Below are 17,452 nucleotides of genomic sequence, written 5' to 3' on the forward strand. Positions count from 1 at the left end.
GGCTTTTCCTGTTTAGTATCTGCAGCGATTGTGTGGGTGAGTAGTACCTAGTGGCGGACATGAGCTTATTGGCAGCCCAGTCGGGTGGGGCAGGTGTGCCCATCCGCGAGCTCGCCATGCTCGTTTTAGTTTCCGGTGCTGTCAGTTATTTGCTCACTGGAGTGGTGCGTTATGTGCTGGTCCGTTCGGGCTGGTTGGATGCTCCCCGCACGCGCGATGTCCACGATATTCCGAAGCCCAGACTCGGAGGCGTGGCGATGTACTCCGGCGTGGTCGCAGCTATCGCCCTTGCCTCGGTGATGCCGGCCCTCAACCGTGGTTTTCCACCTATGACTCCAGATATGAGGGCAGTCGTGGCGGCCGCGTCGCTCCTGCTAATCGTCGGTATTTGGGATGACCTCTTTGACTTAGATGCCCTCACCAAGCTGGTGGGGCAGGTCGCGGCGGCACTTTTGATGTCATTTATGGGCGTCAACTGGTATCTGCTCTATATCCCTTTCAGTGGCGGCGCCACGCTCATTCTCGATCCAATCATGTCCACAGTCTTGACTGTCCTATTTACTGTGGCATTGATTAACGCCTTCAACTTTGTTGACGGCATCGATGGTCTCGCAGCTGGACTCGGCATGATCGCCGCAGCTGCAATCCTTGTCTATTCGATGGTCATGCTTCACGACCAAGGCGGCACCGTCTCCGCCTATCCACCCGCGATGATTTCCGCGTGCCTCCTCGGCGCTTGCCTGGGTTTCTTGCCGCACAACTTCGAGCCCGCACGCATTTTCATGGGCGATTCCGGTGCCATGATGATCGGCTTGCTGCTCGCAGCGGCATCGGTATCGGCGTCGGGACGCATCGCGCCCTCCATGTACGGCACCGCTGACGTCATCGCTTTGATCTCGCCGGTTGTGGTCGTCATCGCAGCAATTAGCGTGCCAATGCTCGACCTACTTCTCGCTGTCGTTCGCCGCGTCAGTCAGGGCAAGTCACCTTTCTCACCCGACAAAATGCATATTCATCACCGCCTCCTGTCGATGGGACACAGTCATCGCCGCGTGGTGCTAGTGCTTTACCTATGGGTGTCGGTCGTCGCGTACGCCGCCGTTGCCACCACCATTTTCCCCTTTGAATTTGTCGCTCTCACCTTCGGGATCCTGCTTATCATCGCGGTTGTCTTCACCCTCCGCCGTCGCAATGCGCTTGCCGACGACCGTTCAAGGGGAACGCGTCCCAGAAGTGGAAGTGGGGTCCGGCAGGTTATAAGACGTCGACGTGGACGCAGAAGGTACAATCTTCGACCGTGACTGAAAAAACAACTCCGGAGCCCGAGTCTAAATACGACGATTCGCGGCGACCGCTGCTGGCTGCTGCTCGCTCGGGTGCAATCGCGCTCGCTGTGATTACCGTGCTTTCGCTGCTGGTCTGGGGTGGCAAAAATGGTATGCCCGGTGTCTGGGGCGTACTCCTTGGCGCGGGCATTAGCGGAAGCTTCGTATTGCTTACCGTTCTAGGCATCCTCTTTACTGCTCGAACTTCGCCGTCCGTCACGCTTGCCGTTGTATTGGGCGGCTGGTTGTTGAAGATTGTCGTACTAATCGGCGTCCTGGTTGTTATTAGAAATCTTGAGTTTTATGACAACATGACTTTCTTCGTCACTGTTGTACTCACGCTGATGGTGACACTCGGTGCAGAAGTGTGGGGAATGTCGCAATCTAACCTCACTTATGTGCAACCAATGAAGGACGACTAGCTCGTTAATAACTTGTTGACCTGCTGAGAGGCTGTAGTGCGCTTCTAAAACCGCAGGTAATAAGCATATTGTCCAGTTTGTGCAGAAGATGCCACAAATTGAGGCCGAAACCCACAGAGGGGGTCGGTCTCTTTGTTGGTTTCGGGGTCGGAAACGCGGGGGTGTACCGGGTGGGGAAAATGAGTCAGAACTGTTATCCTGAGTTTCGGGTAAGACGGCCTGTAGCGAAATAACTATCATTTCCACAGGTACGGTCCCCGTGAGCGCCGTGCTGATGAGCGAATGGAATCCGCGGCGCGACACGTTAAATGACGTCCTTCGCACCGCTTGACAATAGTTCTAGCGGCCCAATCACGGGAGAGAACGCTGAGCGTTACAACACTTGCCGAGATGCGGGGTGAGTTTCACTCACCCAACTTGCAGGAGGAGTATTTCCCGGGTGAACAATTTGGCGACTTCATTTTAGGTGGCAGTGGCGACTGGTACGCCATGGACCGCCTGATGATTGTTCGTCTTTTGATGGCCGTGATCGTCGCCGTGTTCTTCGTCGTCGCAATGCGTCGTCCGAAGCTCGTGCCGACTGGTCTGCAGAACGTTGCGGAGTTGATGCTGGACTTCGTCCGCATCCACATCGCGGAGGAGATTCTGGGTAAGAAGGAGGGGCGTCGTTTCCTTCCGGTTCTGGCCACCATCTTCTTCCTTGTTATCTCGATGAATATTGCGGCTATTATTCCTGGCCTCAATATTTCGCCGAACGCCCGAATCGGTATGCCACTGGTTCTGGCCCTGTTCGCATACGTTGCCTTCATTTACGCGGGCTCGAAGAAGATGGGCTTCTTCAAGTTTGTGAAGTCGGCAGTCGTTATTCCGAACTTGCCACCGGTACTCCACCTCATCGTGGTGCCGATCGAGATTTTCTCCAACTTCGTTCTCCGCCCAGTTACGCTGACCATCCGTCTGATGGCCAACATGCTGGCGGGCCACATGGTTCTAGTCCTGCTTTTCGGTGCCACGAACTTCTTCTTCTGGCAGCTGAATGGTTGGACCGCCCTGTCCGGGTTGACCCTTGTCGCTGCGGTAGCATTCACGCTGTTCGAGATGCTGGTGATTTTCCTGCAGGCATACATCTTTGCCCTGCTGAGCGCCGTCTACATCGAACTGTCGCTACACGCAGACGAGCACTAACCCATAACTAATGAGGCCGCAAATTCGGCAACAAGGCCTCGCAAACTTAATAGCAAGACCCACTTGACCCACAAAAGCCCCGGGCCTACTTAGAACAATCTTTAATCCGGGGCCATCCTTTAAGAAAGGGAACGGTTCATAATGAACGACGTCATCCTCTCCGCCCAGGACGCTGTCCAGGCTGTCGACACCAACGCTGGCCTGAAGACCATCGGTTACGGTCTGTCCACCCTGGGCCCGGGCCTCGGTATCGGTATCGTCGCCGGCAAGACCGTTGAGGGTATGGCACGCCAGCCTGAGATGGCCGGCCAGCTGCGTACCACCATGTTCCTGGGTATCGCCTTCACTGAGGCACTCGCCCTGATCGGCCTGGTCGCAGGCTTCGTCTTCTAAGTCCGGACCTTCAAGCGGAGAACACGTAAACCATGACAGATTTCACCTTTTTGCTAGCGGCGGGTGACCTCCCGATGGGAGAGTCCATTAACCCGCTGCTGCCAAAGACCTATGACATCGTCTGGTCCGTTGTCCCGCTGGTAGTTATCCTGGTTCTCTTCTGGAAGCTCGTTCTTCCGAAGTTCCAGGAGGTCCTGACCGAGCGGGAGGACCGGATTGAGGGCGGCATTGAACGCGCTGAAGCTGCACAGGCTGAAGCCAAGGCCGCTCTGGAAAAGTACAACAGTCAGCTCGCAGAGGCCCGTACTGAAGCAGCAAAGATTCGCGACGAAGCCCGTGCACAGGGTCAGCGCATCATTGCAGACGCTACGACCAAGGCTAATGACGAGAGCGCACGAATCATCGAGTCCGGTGAGAAGCAGCTCGCTGCCCAGCGTGAGCAGGTAGTCGCAGAGCTGCGCAAGGAAATGGGCCAGAACTCCATCAATCTCGCTGAGCGCCTTCTGGGCGAGCAGCTTTCCGACGACGTTCGTAACTCGTCGACGATTGACAACTTCTTGTCCAACCTTGACACCGTGGCCCCGGCCGGAAAGTAGGCGACATGCACGCAGCAAGCCGCGAATCCCTGGCAGCCCTTAGCCAGCGACTGGACGCCGCTATCGGTGGCGACAATGTCGCTGTTGCTCAGGCTGCTCAGACTGGTTCCGAGCTTTTCGACATCGTCGAGGTCCTGGACTCCGACCGCGGCCTGCGTGTCGCTGTCGCCGACACCTCGGCGACTGCGGAACAGCGTTCCGGCCTTGTCCGGAGCCTGTTCGCGGGCAAGGTATCTGAGACGACTCTTAACCTCGTCGTGGATGCTGCCGCGCAGGTATGGTCCACCCCGCGTGAAATGCGTGAGGGTTTGGTAGAGCTGGGCCGTCGAGCCCTCCTTCGCTCTGCCGAAGGCCAGGGACAGCTTGAGACTGTTGAGTCTGAGCTGTTCCAACTGGGACACATCCTGGCTGAGCAGTCGCAGCTTGAACAGCTGCTGGCCGACAAGGCCGCAACCCCCGAAGCCAAGCGTGGGCTCCTCGCCTCTGTGCTGTACGGCAAGGTCACTTCCGTGACCGAAACCCTGGCACTGCAGGCTGTTGGCCGCCCATCCAAGCGCCCCGCGGACGACATTGACTCCCTGTCCCGGCTAGCCGCCGGCCTGCGGAACCACGTCGTCGCTCGCGTGACCAGTGCCACGGCCGTCTCTGACGAGCAAGAGCGAGCACTGGCGGACAAGCTCGGCCGAGTCTACGGCAAGGCGATGTCCATCCACACCGTGATCGATAAGTCGATTCTCGGTGGACTGGTCATCCGGGTTGGCGACGAGGTCATCGACGGTAGCCTTTCAACAAAGCTTGAGAAGCTGCGCGTCGGCCTCGGCTGACGGATGGTTTAGACGATTAATCACTGGAAGAATATTACCGAGAGCAGGAAGAACATGGCGGAGCTGACGATCTCCTCCGACGAGATCCGTAGCGCGATTGCGAACTACACCTCGAGCTACTCCCCGGAGGCCTCCCGCGAGGAGGTTGGCGTTGTTATCAGTGCAGCTGATGGTATCGCCCAGGTTTCGGGAATGCCGTCGGTCATGACGAATGAGCTTCTGGAGTTCCCGGGCGGCGTTATTGGCGTCGCTCAGAACCTCGACACCGACAAGGTCGGCGTTGTGGTGCTGGGTAACTTCGAGTCGCTTAAAGAGGGTGACGAGGTAAAGCGGACGGGTGACGTCCTTTCGATTCCGGTCGGGGACAAGTTCCTCGGTCGCGTAATTAACCCCCTGGGCCAGCCGATTGACGGCCTGGGCGACATTGAGGCTGAAGAGGACCGCGTCCTCGAGCTGCAGGCACCGACCGTGCTGCAGCGTCAGCCGGTTGAAGAGCCGATGGCTACTGGTATTAAGGCCATCGACGCAATGACCCCAATTGGTCGTGGTCAGCGTCAGTTGATCATTGGTGACCGTAAGACCGGTAAGACCGCGGTCTGCCTGGACACCATCTTGAACCAGAAGGCTAACTGGGAGTCCGGTGACCCGAGCAAGCAGGTGCGATGCATCTACGTTGCTATCGGTCAGAAGGGCTCCACCATTGCTGGTGTGCGCCAGACCCTCGAGGAGCAGGGCGCACTCGAGTACACCACCATCGTTGCTGCCCCGGCGTCGGATGCCGCAGGCTTCAAGTGGCTTGCACCATTCGCAGGCGCCGCACTGGGTCAGCACTGGATGTACCAGGGCAAGCACGTCCTGGTCATTTACGATGATCTGACTAAGCAGGCAGAGGCATACCGTGCCATCTCGCTGCTGCTGCGTCGCCCGCCGGGACGCGAAGCTTACCCGGGTGACGTCTTCTACCTCCACTCCCGTCTGCTGGAGCGTGCTGCGAAGCTCTCCGACGACATGGGTGCAGGCTCGCTGACCGCACTGCCGATCATCGAGACCAAGGCAAATGACGTGTCGGCCTTCATTCCGACCAACGTCATTTCCATTACCGACGGCCAGGTCTTCCTCGAGTCCGACCTGTTCAACCAGGGTGTCCGCCCGGCTATTAACGTCGGTGTGTCGGTTTCCCGTGTTGGTGGTGCCGCACAGACTAAGGGCATGAAGAAGGTTTCCGGTAACCTGCGTCTGGACCTCGCGTCCTACCGCGACCTGGAAGCATTCGCAATGTTCGCATCCGACCTGGACGATGCCTCCAAGCGTCAGCTGGAGCGCGGTCAGCGTCTGGTTGAGCTGCTGAAGCAGAAGGAAAACCACCCGCAGCCGGTCGAGTACCAGATGACCTCCATCTACCTCGCTGGTGAGGGTGAATTCGACGATGTCCCGGTTGAGGACGTCCGTCGCTTCGAGGCCGAGCTGCTTGAGCACCTGCAGGCCACTCAGCCTGCAGTCTTCGAGCAGATTGACGGCGGCGTCGCCTTCTCTGACGAGTCCAAGGCTGCTCTGAAGTCCGCTACCGCTAACTTCAAGAAGTCCTTCCAGACTTCTGAGGGCGCACCGCTGGCTTCCGAGGCTCCGGTCGAGGCACTCGACGAGGGCGAGCTCAAGAAGCAGCAGATTACGGTCTCCCGCAAGACTGCCCAGAACTAGGCAGGTTGAGCTACTCAATGACCGTTTTCGCAATTGAAGGGAGGGAATAGGACATGGCGAATCTTCGTGAACTTCGAGCCCGAATCAAGTCGGTGAACTCGACCAAGAAGATCACCAAGGCCCAGGAGCTTATCGCAACCTCGCGCATTACCAAGGCGCAGCGTCGCGTAGCAGACTCCCAGCCGTACGCCGACGAAATCGAGAAGGTCATCGGACGTCTCGCATCGGCTTCGTCGTTGGATCACCCGATGCTCGTAAAGCGTGAGGGTAACCAGCGTGTTGCAGTCCTGGTTGTCACCAGTGACCGCGGCATGTGTGGCGGCTACAACCACAACGTCCTGAAGAAGGCTGCAGAGCTGCGTACCGCTCTGGAAGAGCAGGGGCATGAGGTCGTTCTCTACGTGACTGGCCGTAAGGGCACCGACTACTACGACTTCCGTGGTGTCGAGCTCGCCGGTACGTGGGAGGGCTTCTCCCAGGATCCGGACTACGCCGCAACCCACGACGTGCGTCGTCACCTCATTGATGGTTTCAACGCTACGGCCGAGGGCACTGCCAAGTACCGCGAAGGCCTGCGTGGCACCAACGGCGAGGCCGTTCAGGGCTTCGACCAGGTCCACGTTGTCTACACGGAATTCGTGTCCATGCTTTCTCAGATTCCGCGTGCACACCAGATGCTCCCGATTGAGCCTGTGTACGAGGATGTCGAGATTGCTCAGGGCGAGGACATGCTGTCCGATGGATCAGATGACCTCAAGCCGGACTATGAATTCGAGCCTGATGCAGACACCCTGTTGGCAGAGCTTCTGCCGCAGTACGTGTCCCGCACCCTGTTCGCAGTGATGCTCGAGGCCGCTGCCTCTGAGTCCGCTGCCCGTCGTAACGCTATGAAGTCTGCGACGGACAACGCTACCGAGTTGGTCAAGGACCTCTCGCGTGTTGCTAACCAGGCACGTCAGGCACAGATTACCCAGGAAATCACAGAAATCGTCGGTGGCGCCGGTGCGCTCGACGACAGCGGAGAAAGTGACTAGATATGAGCACAGCTCTAAGTGAGCAGAACACCACCACGGCTGTGGGCCGTGTTGTGCGTGTCATCGGTGCCGTCGTCGACGTGGAGTTCCCGCGTAACGAACTGCCGGCACTTTACAACGCGCTGACCGTGGAAGTTAGCCTTCCTTCGGTCGCCAAGACCATTGTCCTCGAGACTGCACAGCACCTCGGCGACAACATGGTTCGTACCATTGCTATGGCCCCGACCGACGGCCTGGTCCGCGGTGCAGAGGTCAAGGACACCGGTAAGCCGATTTCGGTTCCGGTTGGTGACGTCGTCAAGGGTCACGTCTTTAACGCAATGGGCGACTGCCTGGACGAGCCGGGCCTGGGTCGCGATGGCGAGCAGTGGGGCATCCACCGTGAGCCGCCGGCCTTCGATCAGCTCGAGGGCAAGACCGAGATTCTGGAAACCGGTATTAAGGTCATCGACCTGCTGACCCCGTACGTTAAGGGCGGCAAGATTGGTCTGTTCGGTGGTGCCGGTGTCGGTAAGACCGTTCTGATTCAGGAGATGATTACTCGTATTGCACGCGAGTTCTCCGGTACTTCGGTCTTCGCCGGTGTTGGTGAGCGTACCCGTGAGGGCACCGACCTCTTCCTGGAAATGGAAGAGATGGGCGTTCTCCAGGACACCGCCCTCGTCTTCGGCCAGATGGACGAGCCTCCGGGAGTCCGTATGCGCGTCGCGCTGTCGGGTCTGACCATGGCGGAGTACTTCCGCGATGTTCAGCACCAGGACGTGCTGCTCTTCATTGACAACATCTTCCGTTTCACCCAGGCCGGTTCTGAGGTTTCGACCCTGCTGGGTCGTATGCCTTCCGCCGTGGGTTACCAGCCGACCCTGGCTGACGAGATGGGTGTTCTGCAGGAGCGCATTACGTCCACCAAGGGCCGTTCGATTACGTCTCTGCAGGCCGTCTACGTGCCTGCCGATGACTACACCGACCCGGCTCCGGCAACGACCTTCGCCCACCTCGATGCAACCACCGAGCTCGACCGCTCGATTGCATCGAAGGGTATTTACCCGGCAGTGAACCCGCTGACTTCGACTTCTCGTATCCTCGAGCCGTCGATCGTCGGTGAGGAGCACTACCGAGTTGCTCAGCAGGTTATTAACATCCTGCAGAAGAACAAGGAACTCCAGGACATCATCGCCATCCTCGGTATGGACGAGCTGTCTGAGGAGGACAAGGTGACCGTGCAGCGTGCACGTCGTATCCAGCGATTCTTGGGTCAGAACTTCTTCGTTGCTGAGAAGTTCACGGGTCTGCCTGGTTCGTACGTCCCGCTGAAGGACACCATTGTTGCCTTCGACCGCATCTGCAAGGGCGACTTCGACAACTACCCGGAGATGGCCTTCGACGGCCTGGGTGGCCTCGACGATGTCGAGAAGAAGTACGCTGAAATGCAGAAGAAGTAAGGGGCATCCTCATGGCTGAAATCACCGCTGAACTGGTTGCCGTTGAGCGACCGCTCTGGAAGGGCAAGGCCACCTTGGTCTCTGCCCAGACCACCGAGGGTGAGATCGGCGTGCTGCCCGGACACCAGCCGTTGCTTGGCCAGCTGGTCAACAACGGTACGGTGACCATCAAGACCGCAGACGGCAAGGTTCTTGTCGCTTCTGTACAGGGTGGGTTCATTTCCGTGTCTACCTCGAAGGTTTCGATCCTCGCGGATAAGGCAATCTGGGCTGACGAGGTTAACCTCTCCGAGGCCGAGTCCAACCTGACTTCGGATGACCCTGCAGTAAAGGCACAGGCTGAGTCGGAGGTCCGCGCGGCTCGTCGCGCTTCCACCAACTAGTCTTTTCGCCTGAACATCCGGTCGCACGACCGTATTCTTCCTGCTTCTTTAAACGGGGCGGGGAGCTCGCAAGAGAAATCTTGCCAGCTTCCCGCCCCGTTTTTCTTAGTTATTTTTCATGTCAGTGCAACAATCGGGTAGGGTTTGTAAAAAGCCTCTAAAGCGCTTTTGAACCAAGGTTCGTCGTCTATTCACCCGGATGCGAGGCTGGCAGATAGTGTTTTCAAGCGTAACCATGATGTCAATCATGTTCATGATTATCGGTGCGATGTTGATCGTCGGCGGGGTCCTTGCCCTGTGGCGTTTCGCCAGCCTGCATGCAAAAGGTACTCCTGTTATTGCTCGTCGCCTTCCTGCAGCTGATGGCAGTCATTGGCGCCATGGTGTCATTGTTTATTCAGAGTCGACGTTGAAGATGTACAAGCTACGTTCGCTGCGTCCTGGCTGTGATGCCGAATTTGCCCGTCACGATGTCACTATTGTGGATCGCCGAGATCCGACTGACATCGAGGCGGGTTTTTTCGCGCCCGGGCTTCGGGTAGTCAGGATTAAAACGGGGAAAAATACCGAATGGGAGTTTGCCGTGGACTCGTCCTCGGACACTGCGCTGGTGGCGTGGGTGGAGTCGAAGCCGTCGTCACGCCAGACTCGTGAGTTTCCTACAGATATTGAGCGACGTTTCCGTTCGGCTTATAACCGTGGCCGGGGAAGTCAGTACTAGTCTCTTACGACAGGCTATCGCGAAAGCTCTATTGGGTATTGTTTTCTCCCGCGCGGCAGTCACGTTAGGGTAGGGGAATGCGCCTTGTGATTGCTGAATGCACCGTTGACTATGTCGGTCGCTTGAATGCCCATCTGCCTCATGCCCCGCGCTTGCTGTTGGTGAAAGCAGATGGGTCAGTTTCTGTGCATGCCGACGACCGTGCATATAAGCCCCTGAACTGGATGACACCGCCGTGTACGCTGACGGAGAAGGATATTCTCGACGAGTCGGGTGAAGATACTGGTGAAAAGCTCTGGGTCGTTGAGAATAAGAAGGGCGAGCAGCTCCGAATCACTATCGGCAAGGTGCTGGCTGACAGCACGTACGAACTGGGAGAGGACCCTGGCCTGGAGAAGGACGGGGTAGAAGCGCATCTACAGGAGCTGCTTGCAGATCAGTTCACAACGTTCGGCGAGGGCTACACCCTGATTAGGCGCGAATACCCAACCCCGATCGGACCGGTGGATCTGCTTGGCCGCGACGAAAACGGCGCCACCGTTGCAGTCGAGGTTAAGCGTCGGGGCGGTATCGATGGTGTTGAGCAGCTAACCCGGTACTTGGAGATGCTGAACCGCGATGAGCTGCTGGCACCGGTGGAAGGGATTTTTGCTGCCCAGGAGATTAAGCCACAGGCCAAGACTCTGGCAGAGGATCGTGGGATTCGCTGTGTGACCGTGGATTACGACGCCCTACGTGGCCTGGAGTCCAATGAATTGCGGTTGTTCTAGCCATGCCTAGGCGAAACCACAAGCGGCGCGGTAATCAACGCGGCGGGCGTAATAACCACGGCCAGAATCGCGGCAGCCTGCCCGCATTTGGCAGTTCTTTCCAAAACACCCGCACTGAATCTGGGCCTGCCGGTTGGCAGGACGTGGACTTTGCGGTGCGTAACATCAGCGCTGGACAGTCGAACAAGGTTTATCGCTGTCCAGGGTGCGACCAGGAAATCATGCCCGGGACCTCGCACATCGTAGCTTGGCCGCAGGATTATGGTGCAGGCGCCGATGACCGGCGCCATTGGCACACTAACTGCTGGCGCAATAGAGCTCACCGCACTATCACGCGCCGCTGGGGATAGATTTACTTAGCCGGCTCAACGAGCTCCAGCAGGACGCCACCGGCATCCTTCGGGTGGATGAAGTTGATGCGCGAACCTGCGGTACCGATCTTCGGCTCCGGGTACAGCACGCGGGTGCCCTGCTCCTTCAGGTGCGCCATCAGCGCCTCCAGGTCAGTGACGCGAACTGCGTACTGCTGGATTCCTGGCCCCTTCTTGTCCAGGTATTTTGCAATCGTGGACTGGTCATTCAGTGGCGCGAGAATCTGAACGAGAGTGCCACCTTCAACCTTGTCGGCCGGGCCGACCATGGCCTCGTGGACACCCTGCTCTTCATTGACTTCATCGTGGTAATTGATGAAACCAAGGTTTGCGCGGTACCACTCAATAGCGGCATCAAAATCCGGGACTGCGACGCCGACGTGATCGACAGCGACTACGTACTTATGGGGAACGGGAATCTGTGTCTCACTCATAGTTTCCAGGGTACTCGCTATTATCGGCGCCATGATTGTCGCATTTTCTGTTGCCCCCACTTTCTCCGATCCTGAGCAGGGAATGGCTGAGGCTGTTGCTGAAGCCGTGCGTGTTGTGCGCGAATCTGGTCTGCCCAATGAGACCAATGCCATGTTCACCCTTGTTGAAGGTGAATGGGATGAGGTGATGGATGTCATTAAGCGAGCCACGGAAGCAGTCAGCCGTGTCAGTCCGCGTACTTCTCTGGTCATCAAGGCGGACATTCGCAACGGATATACCGGGCAGCTGCGTGCGAAAGTGGATGCGGTCGAGGATGCGCTAAAAGCCGCCGACTAGTCTCTTGTTCGGATTGGACACGTAGGCTCTACATAGGTCTTTGCAAAGGCTTTACGACGACACTGGAGAGGAACCCTTTTACGATGCCAGCTGGACATGGTCACGCACATGGCCATTCTCATGGTCACTCGCATGGAGCACACGGTCACCGCGAGTGCTCGACTCCGCCGCCACCGCCCGGCACGGTTGATTTGGAGCAGCTCCACCAGCGCGCCGAAGCCGAACGTAAGCGTCGAGAGGAGATCGAGCGGGCAACCAGTGATCAGGGAGAGGGGCTTCCGCCTGTAGTTGAGATTGTCCCGCAGACTCTTGAGGCAGAAGTCGTTCTGCGCTCGGAGCAGGTACCGGTTATTGTCTTGATTGGCATGGCTGGAGCAGCTGATTCGCTGCGTCTTCGGGCTGAGCTAGAAGGTATGGCCCGTGAGGCTAATTTGAACTGGATCCTGGCGTGGGCAGATGCTGAGGAGCATCCGCAGCTGGCCCAGGCATTCGGTGTGCAGGCAGTGCCGACAGTCACGGCTGTGGCTATGGGCAGTCCCATTGGCATGTTTGTCGGCGAGAAAACCCGGGATTGGCTGGAGCAGTGGCTGGCGCAGGTTATGGAGGCCACGCGGGGTCGTCTCAAGGGGTTGCCGGCGGGAACTCGTATGGCTGGGGAGGGCAGCGGGCCGGAGGCTCCGGAGCCTACTGACTTCTTCGGCAATCCCGTACCCACCGATGACCCGCGTTTGGAGCAGGCCGAAGAGTTGCTCGAGGAGGGCAATTTCGACGGAGCGTTGGAGCTGTATGACGCTATGCTGCAGTCCGAGCCCGCAAATCAGGGGCTGAAGCGCGCTCACGCGAATGTGTCCTTCTTCGCCCGCGCTGCCAAGATTGATCGCAGCGCAGATCCAATTGCAAAGGCCGACGCTGCGCCGAATGACGTCGCGCTCGCCCTCGATGCCGCGGATGTCACGATGCTTGTCGACGATCCAGCGAAGGCGCTCGATCGTTTGTTGAAGTTGCTCCCGCAGGTGTTTGGCGATGACCGTGAGGCCATTAAGTCGCGTCTACTAGAGCTGCTTGTGCTATTCGATACCGCAGATCCAGTGGCATTGGATGCACGCCGGAGGATGGCTAGTGCACTGTACTAGGAGCGCTGTACTAGGAGCACGGTACTAGGAGCCTGGAAAGCACTCAGGCTCCTAGCTTGAAGCGTCGGTGTATGGCCAGTCATCCGGAGCCATGAAGTAGTAGACGCTGCCCATTACCGCGGCCATAAACGCCATCAGCAACAGGAAAAGTGTTGCTTTCATTGCCACATGACGCTCCGCATACCAGGCGTAAAAGGCATCCAATTTTGCTGCCAACCAGATGTTCAGGCGACGTGTCGGCGGGTGCACCAACGAGAGAATTCCCAGTGCAACAAAGATGCAGAGCCATCCGGGAGCAGGAGTTGGCAAAATGATAATGCCAACAATGAGCAGTGCGAAGCCTGCGACGAGAAGAACCGGGGAGAGTACCGGCCCGTACCAGGTGTTGCGCATATGGGCATGGCGAATCTGCATGCGGTCCATCAAGCGATGTACCTTTTCCTCCATTGCGATTCACTTCCTCCGATTTTCGGTGCCGTGCGCTATTTCTAGCAACGGTCTCGAACGAGGCATCGTTGAAGCATTAAGCATCAAATGTGCAGCTCAACTGCCTGGGTGCACCGTTGGACATTGATTCTTTTAATCATGTCTATATTTAATCCATTGTTGCACAAAAGTTGCGCCCCAGTGCAACGAGGTTTTCCGGAAGGTGGTAATCTTCCAACAGTTCTTAGTGGTTTACAGCAGTTACCACGGCCTCTCATCCCCCTGTTCACCTCAGACAGTTCATACTGCGCTGGGTGCCTTTGGTCTTCAGTTTTCCGCAGCCAGGAGTTTTGCATGCGACTTCGCCCCAAAGCCCTTCGCGCTACTTCCGCCTCGGTCCTTGTTGCGCTTTCGGCCTCGAGTCTGTTGGTAGGTTGCACCATCGATGGCCCAAGCACTACCGGGTCCAAGGCCACCACTGCTACCACAAAACCAAATGTTCCAGATAATGGTTGGGATGCTTCTGAGGAAGTCGCCTGGTCTGACGCACAGGACGTCCTCGATACTGCGGCTAAGAATTTCTCCGACAACTATGGCATTGATTTAGGTGTCTATTTGCGCGTCATTGACGGTCCATACAAGGGGCTCACGGCGTCGGTAGGCGAGGATACGAAGGAGTACTCCGCATCGACCATCAAGGCTCCGCTAGTGGTTACTGCGCTGAAGAAATTCGGCGATGACTTAGACAAGACGGTGACGGTCGATTGGGCCAATGGTGTTGGCGGAAGCGTGATTGGTCCTGGCCAATACACGCTCGACGGGCTGTTGCAGTACGTGATGCGGTATTCGGACAACACCGCGGCGAATGGGTTGATTGACGCTGTCGGTGGTTTCGACGAGGTCAACAAAACCATCAAGGAAGCCGGTGTTGACGACAAGCTCTACCACCTGGGCAACAAGTTCAACATCCCCAATCCCAGCGGTGATCGGTCCTGGTTTACTCCCTCTCAGGCTGCGCTGTTCATGGCACGTCTCCAGGAAGTGGCCGATGGCACCTCAAAGCACAACTTCATTACCAAGGACACGGCACAAACTGCATTGACCTACCTCACTTACGGCGGTTCGCAGAAGTTTGTGATGTACGTCGGCTCCGCAGTCCAGAAGACCGGTGACACTGCCGAGGGCGTTAATGACCACGGTATTTTGTACACCGCAGCCGGACCTATCGCTTACGCCATTACGACGCGCTTTGATGAGGTGCCGCTCAATGAGCTTACCGACGGCCTGCTCGGCCAGCTGGGTTCCCAAATCGCCCCACTTCTGCCGGATTACAACCGCCTTGGTAAGGATGGCAAGCCACTGAGCGCTAAGCAGGCTGCGACGTGGAGCGCGGATGAGGATGGCGACGGCATTCCGGATCGTATCGGAACCGACAGCATGGATGGATCCGCGTACATCGATGATTCAGATCCTGCGAATTACAACGAATCTTTGGAACCTGACTGGTTCAATCCGTTCCGAGGATAGGACCTGGACACGCTCCCCAAAACAAAATTGCCCGTGTGTCAGGTTTTCAGGCCGAAACTCAGGTCACTGAAAACCGTGGAACACGGGCAATTCCTATGTGATTGTCTTTTGGTTGGCTGGATTCGAGACTAGCCCTGCCACTTCAGCCAAACGGCGGTGTTGGCCGGCAGCACCAAATCAATCGAGTGAGCCTGGCCGTTCCAACCGTGCTCGACCGCGGTCACAGTACCGTTTTCACCGTAGCCGGAGCCCTCGTAACGCGATGCGTTTGTGTTCAGAATCTCCGTCCATTGTCCACCGCGCGGTACGCCAATCTTGTAGATTTCCTGCGTGGTTCCCGACAGGTTATAGACGCAGGCGACGACCGATCCATCGGTGCCGTAACGGACAAAGGACACAACATTGTTTGTGGAATCATCCGCGTTAATCCACTGGAAGCCCTCTGGGCGGTCATCCTGGGTGTAGAACGCTGGGTTTTCCTTGTAGATGGCGTTGATGTCCTTAACCAGCAGCTGAATGCCGCGGTGGAATTCGCCGCTCCAACCTTCGAGGTTGTCCCAAGCCACGGACTCATCGTGGTTCCACTCGTGGTTCTGGCCAAGATCCTGACCCTGGAATAGAAGCTGCTTGCCCGGGTGCGCCCACATGAAGGTCAGGAAAGTACGTAGGCCAGCGGCCTTATCCCAATCGCCCCCCGGCATGCGCTCCCACAGTGAGTCCTTGCCGTGCACGACCTCGTCGTGGCTAATCGGCAGAATGAACTCTTCCGAGTAGGCGTAGACCATAGCGAAGGTGAGCTCATGGTGGTGGTAGGAGCGGTAAATCGGCTCCTTGCTGAAGTACTCCAGCGTGTCATTCATCCAGCCCATGTTCCACTTCATAGAGAAGCCCAAGCCACCGTGCTCGGTAGGTGCGGTCACACCCGGCCAAGAAGTGGATTCTTCGGCCACGGTGAGGAAGCCCGGGTTGTGCTTGTGTACAGTGGCGTTAAATTCCTGCAGGAACTGAACAGCATCGAGGTTTTCACGGCCACCGTACTGGTTCGGCAGCCACTCGCCTTCATTGCGGGAGTAGTCCAGGTACAGCATGGAAGCCACTGCGTCGACGCGCAGACCGTCGATGTGGAACTCCTCCGCCCAGTACAGTGCGTTGGCGTAGAGGAAGTTGCGTACCTCGTTGCGGCCGAAGTCGAAAACGTAGGTGCCCCAGTCGCGCTGCTCGCCGCGGCGCCAGTCCGGGTGCTCGTAGCAAGCCGTGCCATCGAAGCGGGCAAGTGCGAACTCGTCCTTCGGGAAGTGCCCCGGAACCCAGTCCATGATGACACCGATGCCAGCGGCGTGGAAGGCATCAACCAGACCGCGGAACTGATCTGGGGTGCCGAAGCGGCTGGTCGGAGCGTAGTAGCCGGAAACCTGATAACCCCAGGAACCGGTGAACGGGTGCTCACATACTGGCATGAACTCCACGTGGGTGTAGCCCATGTCGACCACGTAGCGCACCAGCTTCTCCGCCATAACTTCGTAGCTCAGGCCCTGCTTCCAGGAACCCAAGTGGACCTCGTAGATAGAGATGGGCTCTTCGGTCCAGTCTGTGTTGGCGCGTTTTTCCATCCACGCTTGGTCGCCCCAGGTGTAGTCGGAGGTCGCAACAATCGACCCGGTAGCCGGTGGGAGCTCAGCAGCACGCGCCATCGGGTCGGCCTTATCGCGGCGCTGTCCCTCCGGCGTCGTGATGGCGAACTTGTAGACATCGCCTTCGCCCACACCCGGGATGAACAGTTCCCAGATACCTGCGCCACCCATAGAGCGCATCGGGTACTGCGCGCCGTTCCACATACAGAAGTCTCCGACCACGGCGACGCCACGCGCGTTCGGAGCCCAGACCGTAAACGAGGTGCCTTCGACCGTACCCAGCTCTGTGTCGTAACTGCGAAGGTGAGCACCGAGAACCTTCCACAGTTCCTCATGACGTCCTTCGCCGATTAGGTGCAGGTCACCAGCGCCAATAGTGGGGAGGAAACGGTAGCCGTCGGCACGCTCTACGGTATCGCCGGAGTCCCACGTAATGCGCAGGCGGTAGTCGAAGTCATCGCCGCCTGGGACGAGGGCGGTGAAGAAACCGTCGCCCAGGTTCTCCGCTTCAAACTCGCCGCGAGTGCTGACGACAGTAACTGCCTGAGCGCCGAAGACCCTCGTGCGAATAACCGTGTCACCGTCCACGACGTGTGCGCCGTAGATGCTGTGCGGATCGTGATGGGTGCAGTAGCGCAGGCGATCCATATCGCCGGAATCAATTGCGAGGCGGGGATCTGTGTGGGCTCCCATGGAAGGTCCTTCCGAAGCGTTTCTAGGTAGGTGAATGTGAAGTTGTTGAGTTCAGTTCTAAAGAAATAGAGGGAGGTAGGGGACAGTGGGGCTGCTAACTCACCCGC

At 57.8% G+C, this 17,452-nt stretch carries 18 protein-coding genes; 15 read left to right on the plus strand and 3 right to left on the minus strand.

What is annotated here, in order from left to right; translation table 11 throughout:
* The first annotated feature begins 68 nt into the window (after positions 1-68).
* From NQ014_RS01185 to nucS, 12 genes are all read left to right on the plus strand, one after another.
* Positions 69-1,301, plus strand: a complete 1,233-nt coding sequence (locus tag NQ014_RS01185) for a glycosyltransferase family 4 protein (RefSeq protein WP_257073358.1) — start codon at positions 69-71, stop codon at positions 1,299-1,301.
* A complete protein-coding gene (locus tag NQ014_RS01190) occupies positions 1,298-1,747 on the plus strand; it encodes a hypothetical protein (RefSeq protein ID WP_257073170.1) in 450 nt (149 codons plus the stop codon). Before NQ014_RS01185 ends, NQ014_RS01190 begins: the two co-directional genes overlap by 4 nt.
* A 390-nt stretch (positions 1,748-2,137) precedes the next feature.
* The gene (gene atpB, locus NQ014_RS01195) at positions 2,138-2,932 is read left to right on the plus strand and encodes a F0F1 ATP synthase subunit A (protein ID WP_016422455.1); all 795 of its coding nucleotides are present in this window, start codon (positions 2,138-2,140) and stop codon (positions 2,930-2,932) included.
* Between the two features lie 141 nt (positions 2,933-3,073).
* Complete coding sequence (locus NQ014_RS01200; RefSeq protein WP_016422456.1) at positions 3,074-3,325, plus strand: ATP synthase F0 subunit C; 252 nt, start codon at positions 3,074-3,076, stop codon at positions 3,323-3,325.
* Between the two features lie 32 nt (positions 3,326-3,357).
* On the plus strand, positions 3,358-3,921 hold the full coding sequence (locus NQ014_RS01205; protein WP_005509352.1) for a F0F1 ATP synthase subunit B: 564 nt from the start codon (positions 3,358-3,360) through the stop codon (positions 3,919-3,921).
* A 5-nt stretch (positions 3,922-3,926) separates the two neighbouring features.
* A complete protein-coding gene (locus NQ014_RS01210; protein ID WP_048735245.1) occupies positions 3,927-4,745 on the plus strand; it encodes a F0F1 ATP synthase subunit delta in 819 nt (272 codons plus the stop codon).
* Between the two features lie 54 nt (positions 4,746-4,799).
* The gene (gene atpA, locus NQ014_RS01215; RefSeq protein ID WP_257073177.1) at positions 4,800-6,443 is read left to right on the plus strand and encodes a F0F1 ATP synthase subunit alpha; all 1,644 of its coding nucleotides are present in this window, start codon (positions 4,800-4,802) and stop codon (positions 6,441-6,443) included.
* A 53-nt stretch (positions 6,444-6,496) separates the two neighbouring features.
* A complete protein-coding gene (locus NQ014_RS01220) occupies positions 6,497-7,477 on the plus strand; it encodes a F0F1 ATP synthase subunit gamma (RefSeq protein ID WP_005509705.1) in 981 nt (326 codons plus the stop codon).
* 2 nt (positions 7,478-7,479) lie between these two features.
* A complete protein-coding gene (gene atpD / locus NQ014_RS01225) occupies positions 7,480-8,919 on the plus strand; it encodes a F0F1 ATP synthase subunit beta (protein ID WP_038628477.1) in 1,440 nt (479 codons plus the stop codon).
* An 11-nt stretch (positions 8,920-8,930) separates the two neighbouring features.
* Positions 8,931-9,302 carry a F0F1 ATP synthase subunit epsilon gene (locus NQ014_RS01230; protein WP_016422459.1) on the plus strand — a complete coding sequence of 124 codons (372 nt, stop codon included), beginning with the start codon at positions 8,931-8,933 and terminating at the stop codon, positions 9,300-9,302.
* Between the two features lie 217 nt (positions 9,303-9,519).
* On the plus strand, positions 9,520-10,023 hold the full coding sequence (locus NQ014_RS01235) for a DUF2550 domain-containing protein (protein ID WP_257073179.1): 504 nt from the start codon (positions 9,520-9,522) through the stop codon (positions 10,021-10,023).
* 77 nt (positions 10,024-10,100) lie between these two features.
* Positions 10,101-10,793: an endonuclease NucS gene (gene nucS, locus NQ014_RS01240; protein ID WP_005509457.1), complete on the plus strand. Its 693-nt coding sequence runs from the start codon at positions 10,101-10,103 to the stop codon at positions 10,791-10,793.
* Between the two features lie 352 nt (positions 10,794-11,145).
* On the opposite strand, the gene mce is transcribed toward nucS, so the two are convergent.
* On the minus strand, positions 11,146-11,598 hold the full coding sequence (gene mce / locus NQ014_RS01250) for a methylmalonyl-CoA epimerase (RefSeq protein ID WP_005509354.1): 453 nt from the start codon (positions 11,596-11,598) through the stop codon (positions 11,146-11,148).
* Between the two features lie 31 nt (positions 11,599-11,629).
* On the opposite strand from mce, the gene NQ014_RS01255 reads away from it, so the two are divergent.
* Complete coding sequence (locus NQ014_RS01255) at positions 11,630-11,935, plus strand: thiamine-binding protein (RefSeq protein WP_257073181.1); 306 nt, start codon at positions 11,630-11,632, stop codon at positions 11,933-11,935.
* A gap of 83 nt (positions 11,936-12,018) precedes the next feature.
* Positions 12,019-13,068 carry a co-chaperone YbbN gene (locus NQ014_RS01260; RefSeq protein ID WP_257073182.1) on the plus strand — a complete coding sequence of 350 codons (1,050 nt, stop codon included), beginning with the start codon at positions 12,019-12,021 and terminating at the stop codon, positions 13,066-13,068.
* A 51-nt stretch (positions 13,069-13,119) separates the two neighbouring features.
* On the opposite strand, the gene NQ014_RS01265 is transcribed toward NQ014_RS01260, so the two are convergent.
* Positions 13,120-13,515 (minus strand): TIGR02611 family protein, encoded by a 396-nt coding sequence (locus NQ014_RS01265; RefSeq protein WP_048735265.1) that lies wholly within the window; start codon positions 13,513-13,515, stop codon positions 13,120-13,122.
* A 333-nt stretch (positions 13,516-13,848) separates the two neighbouring features.
* Between NQ014_RS01265 and NQ014_RS01270 the strand changes: the two genes are divergently transcribed.
* On the plus strand, positions 13,849-15,021 hold the full coding sequence (locus NQ014_RS01270; RefSeq protein WP_257073183.1) for a serine hydrolase: 1,173 nt from the start codon (positions 13,849-13,851) through the stop codon (positions 15,019-15,021).
* A 128-nt stretch (positions 15,022-15,149) separates the two neighbouring features.
* Here the strand turns inward: NQ014_RS01270 and glgB are convergent, their stop codons facing one another.
* A complete protein-coding gene (gene glgB / locus NQ014_RS01275; protein WP_257073185.1) occupies positions 15,150-17,345 on the minus strand; it encodes a 1,4-alpha-glucan branching protein GlgB in 2,196 nt (731 codons plus the stop codon).
* Positions 17,346-17,452: the final 107 nt, after the last annotated feature.

The organism is Corynebacterium sp. 5QC2CO (genome assembly GCF_024580435.1).
Lineage (GTDB): Bacteria > Actinomycetota > Actinomycetes > Mycobacteriales > Mycobacteriaceae > Corynebacterium > Corynebacterium jeikeium_D.

Excerpts from the sequence above, each read along its gene's own strand:
- NQ014_RS01230 (WP_016422459.1), top strand. The coding sequence starts at position 8,931 with ATGGCTGAAATCACCGCTGAACTGGTTGCCGTTGAGCGACCGCTCTGG.
- atpD (WP_038628477.1), top strand. The coding sequence starts at position 7,480 with ATGAGCACAGCTCTAAGTGAGCAGAACACCACCACGGCTGTGGGCCGT.
- NQ014_RS01220 (WP_005509705.1), top strand. The coding sequence starts at position 6,497 with ATGGCGAATCTTCGTGAACTTCGAGCCCGAATCAAGTCGGTGAACTCG.
- NQ014_RS01210 (WP_048735245.1), top strand. The coding sequence starts at position 3,927 with ATGCACGCAGCAAGCCGCGAATCCCTGGCAGCCCTTAGCCAGCGACTG.
- NQ014_RS01255 (WP_257073181.1), top strand. The coding sequence starts at position 11,630 with ATGATTGTCGCATTTTCTGTTGCCCCCACTTTCTCCGATCCTGAGCAG.
- NQ014_RS01270 (WP_257073183.1), top strand. The coding sequence starts at position 13,849 with ATGCGACTTCGCCCCAAAGCCCTTCGCGCTACTTCCGCCTCGGTCCTT.
- NQ014_RS01265 (WP_048735265.1), bottom strand. The coding sequence starts at position 13,515 with ATGGAGGAAAAGGTACATCGCTTGATGGACCGCATGCAGATTCGCCAT.
- mce (WP_005509354.1), bottom strand. The coding sequence starts at position 11,598 with ATGAGTGAGACACAGATTCCCGTTCCCCATAAGTACGTAGTCGCTGTC.
- NQ014_RS01200 (WP_016422456.1), top strand. The coding sequence starts at position 3,074 with ATGAACGACGTCATCCTCTCCGCCCAGGACGCTGTCCAGGCTGTCGAC.
- nucS (WP_005509457.1), top strand. The coding sequence starts at position 10,101 with ATGCGCCTTGTGATTGCTGAATGCACCGTTGACTATGTCGGTCGCTTG.
- NQ014_RS01260 (WP_257073182.1), top strand. The coding sequence starts at position 12,019 with ATGCCAGCTGGACATGGTCACGCACATGGCCATTCTCATGGTCACTCG.
- atpA (WP_257073177.1), top strand. The coding sequence starts at position 4,800 with ATGGCGGAGCTGACGATCTCCTCCGACGAGATCCGTAGCGCGATTGCG.
- NQ014_RS01205 (WP_005509352.1), top strand. The coding sequence starts at position 3,358 with ATGACAGATTTCACCTTTTTGCTAGCGGCGGGTGACCTCCCGATGGGA.
- glgB (WP_257073185.1), bottom strand. The coding sequence starts at position 17,345 with ATGGGAGCCCACACAGATCCCCGCCTCGCAATTGATTCCGGCGATATG.
- atpB (WP_016422455.1), top strand. The coding sequence starts at position 2,138 with ATGCGGGGTGAGTTTCACTCACCCAACTTGCAGGAGGAGTATTTCCCG.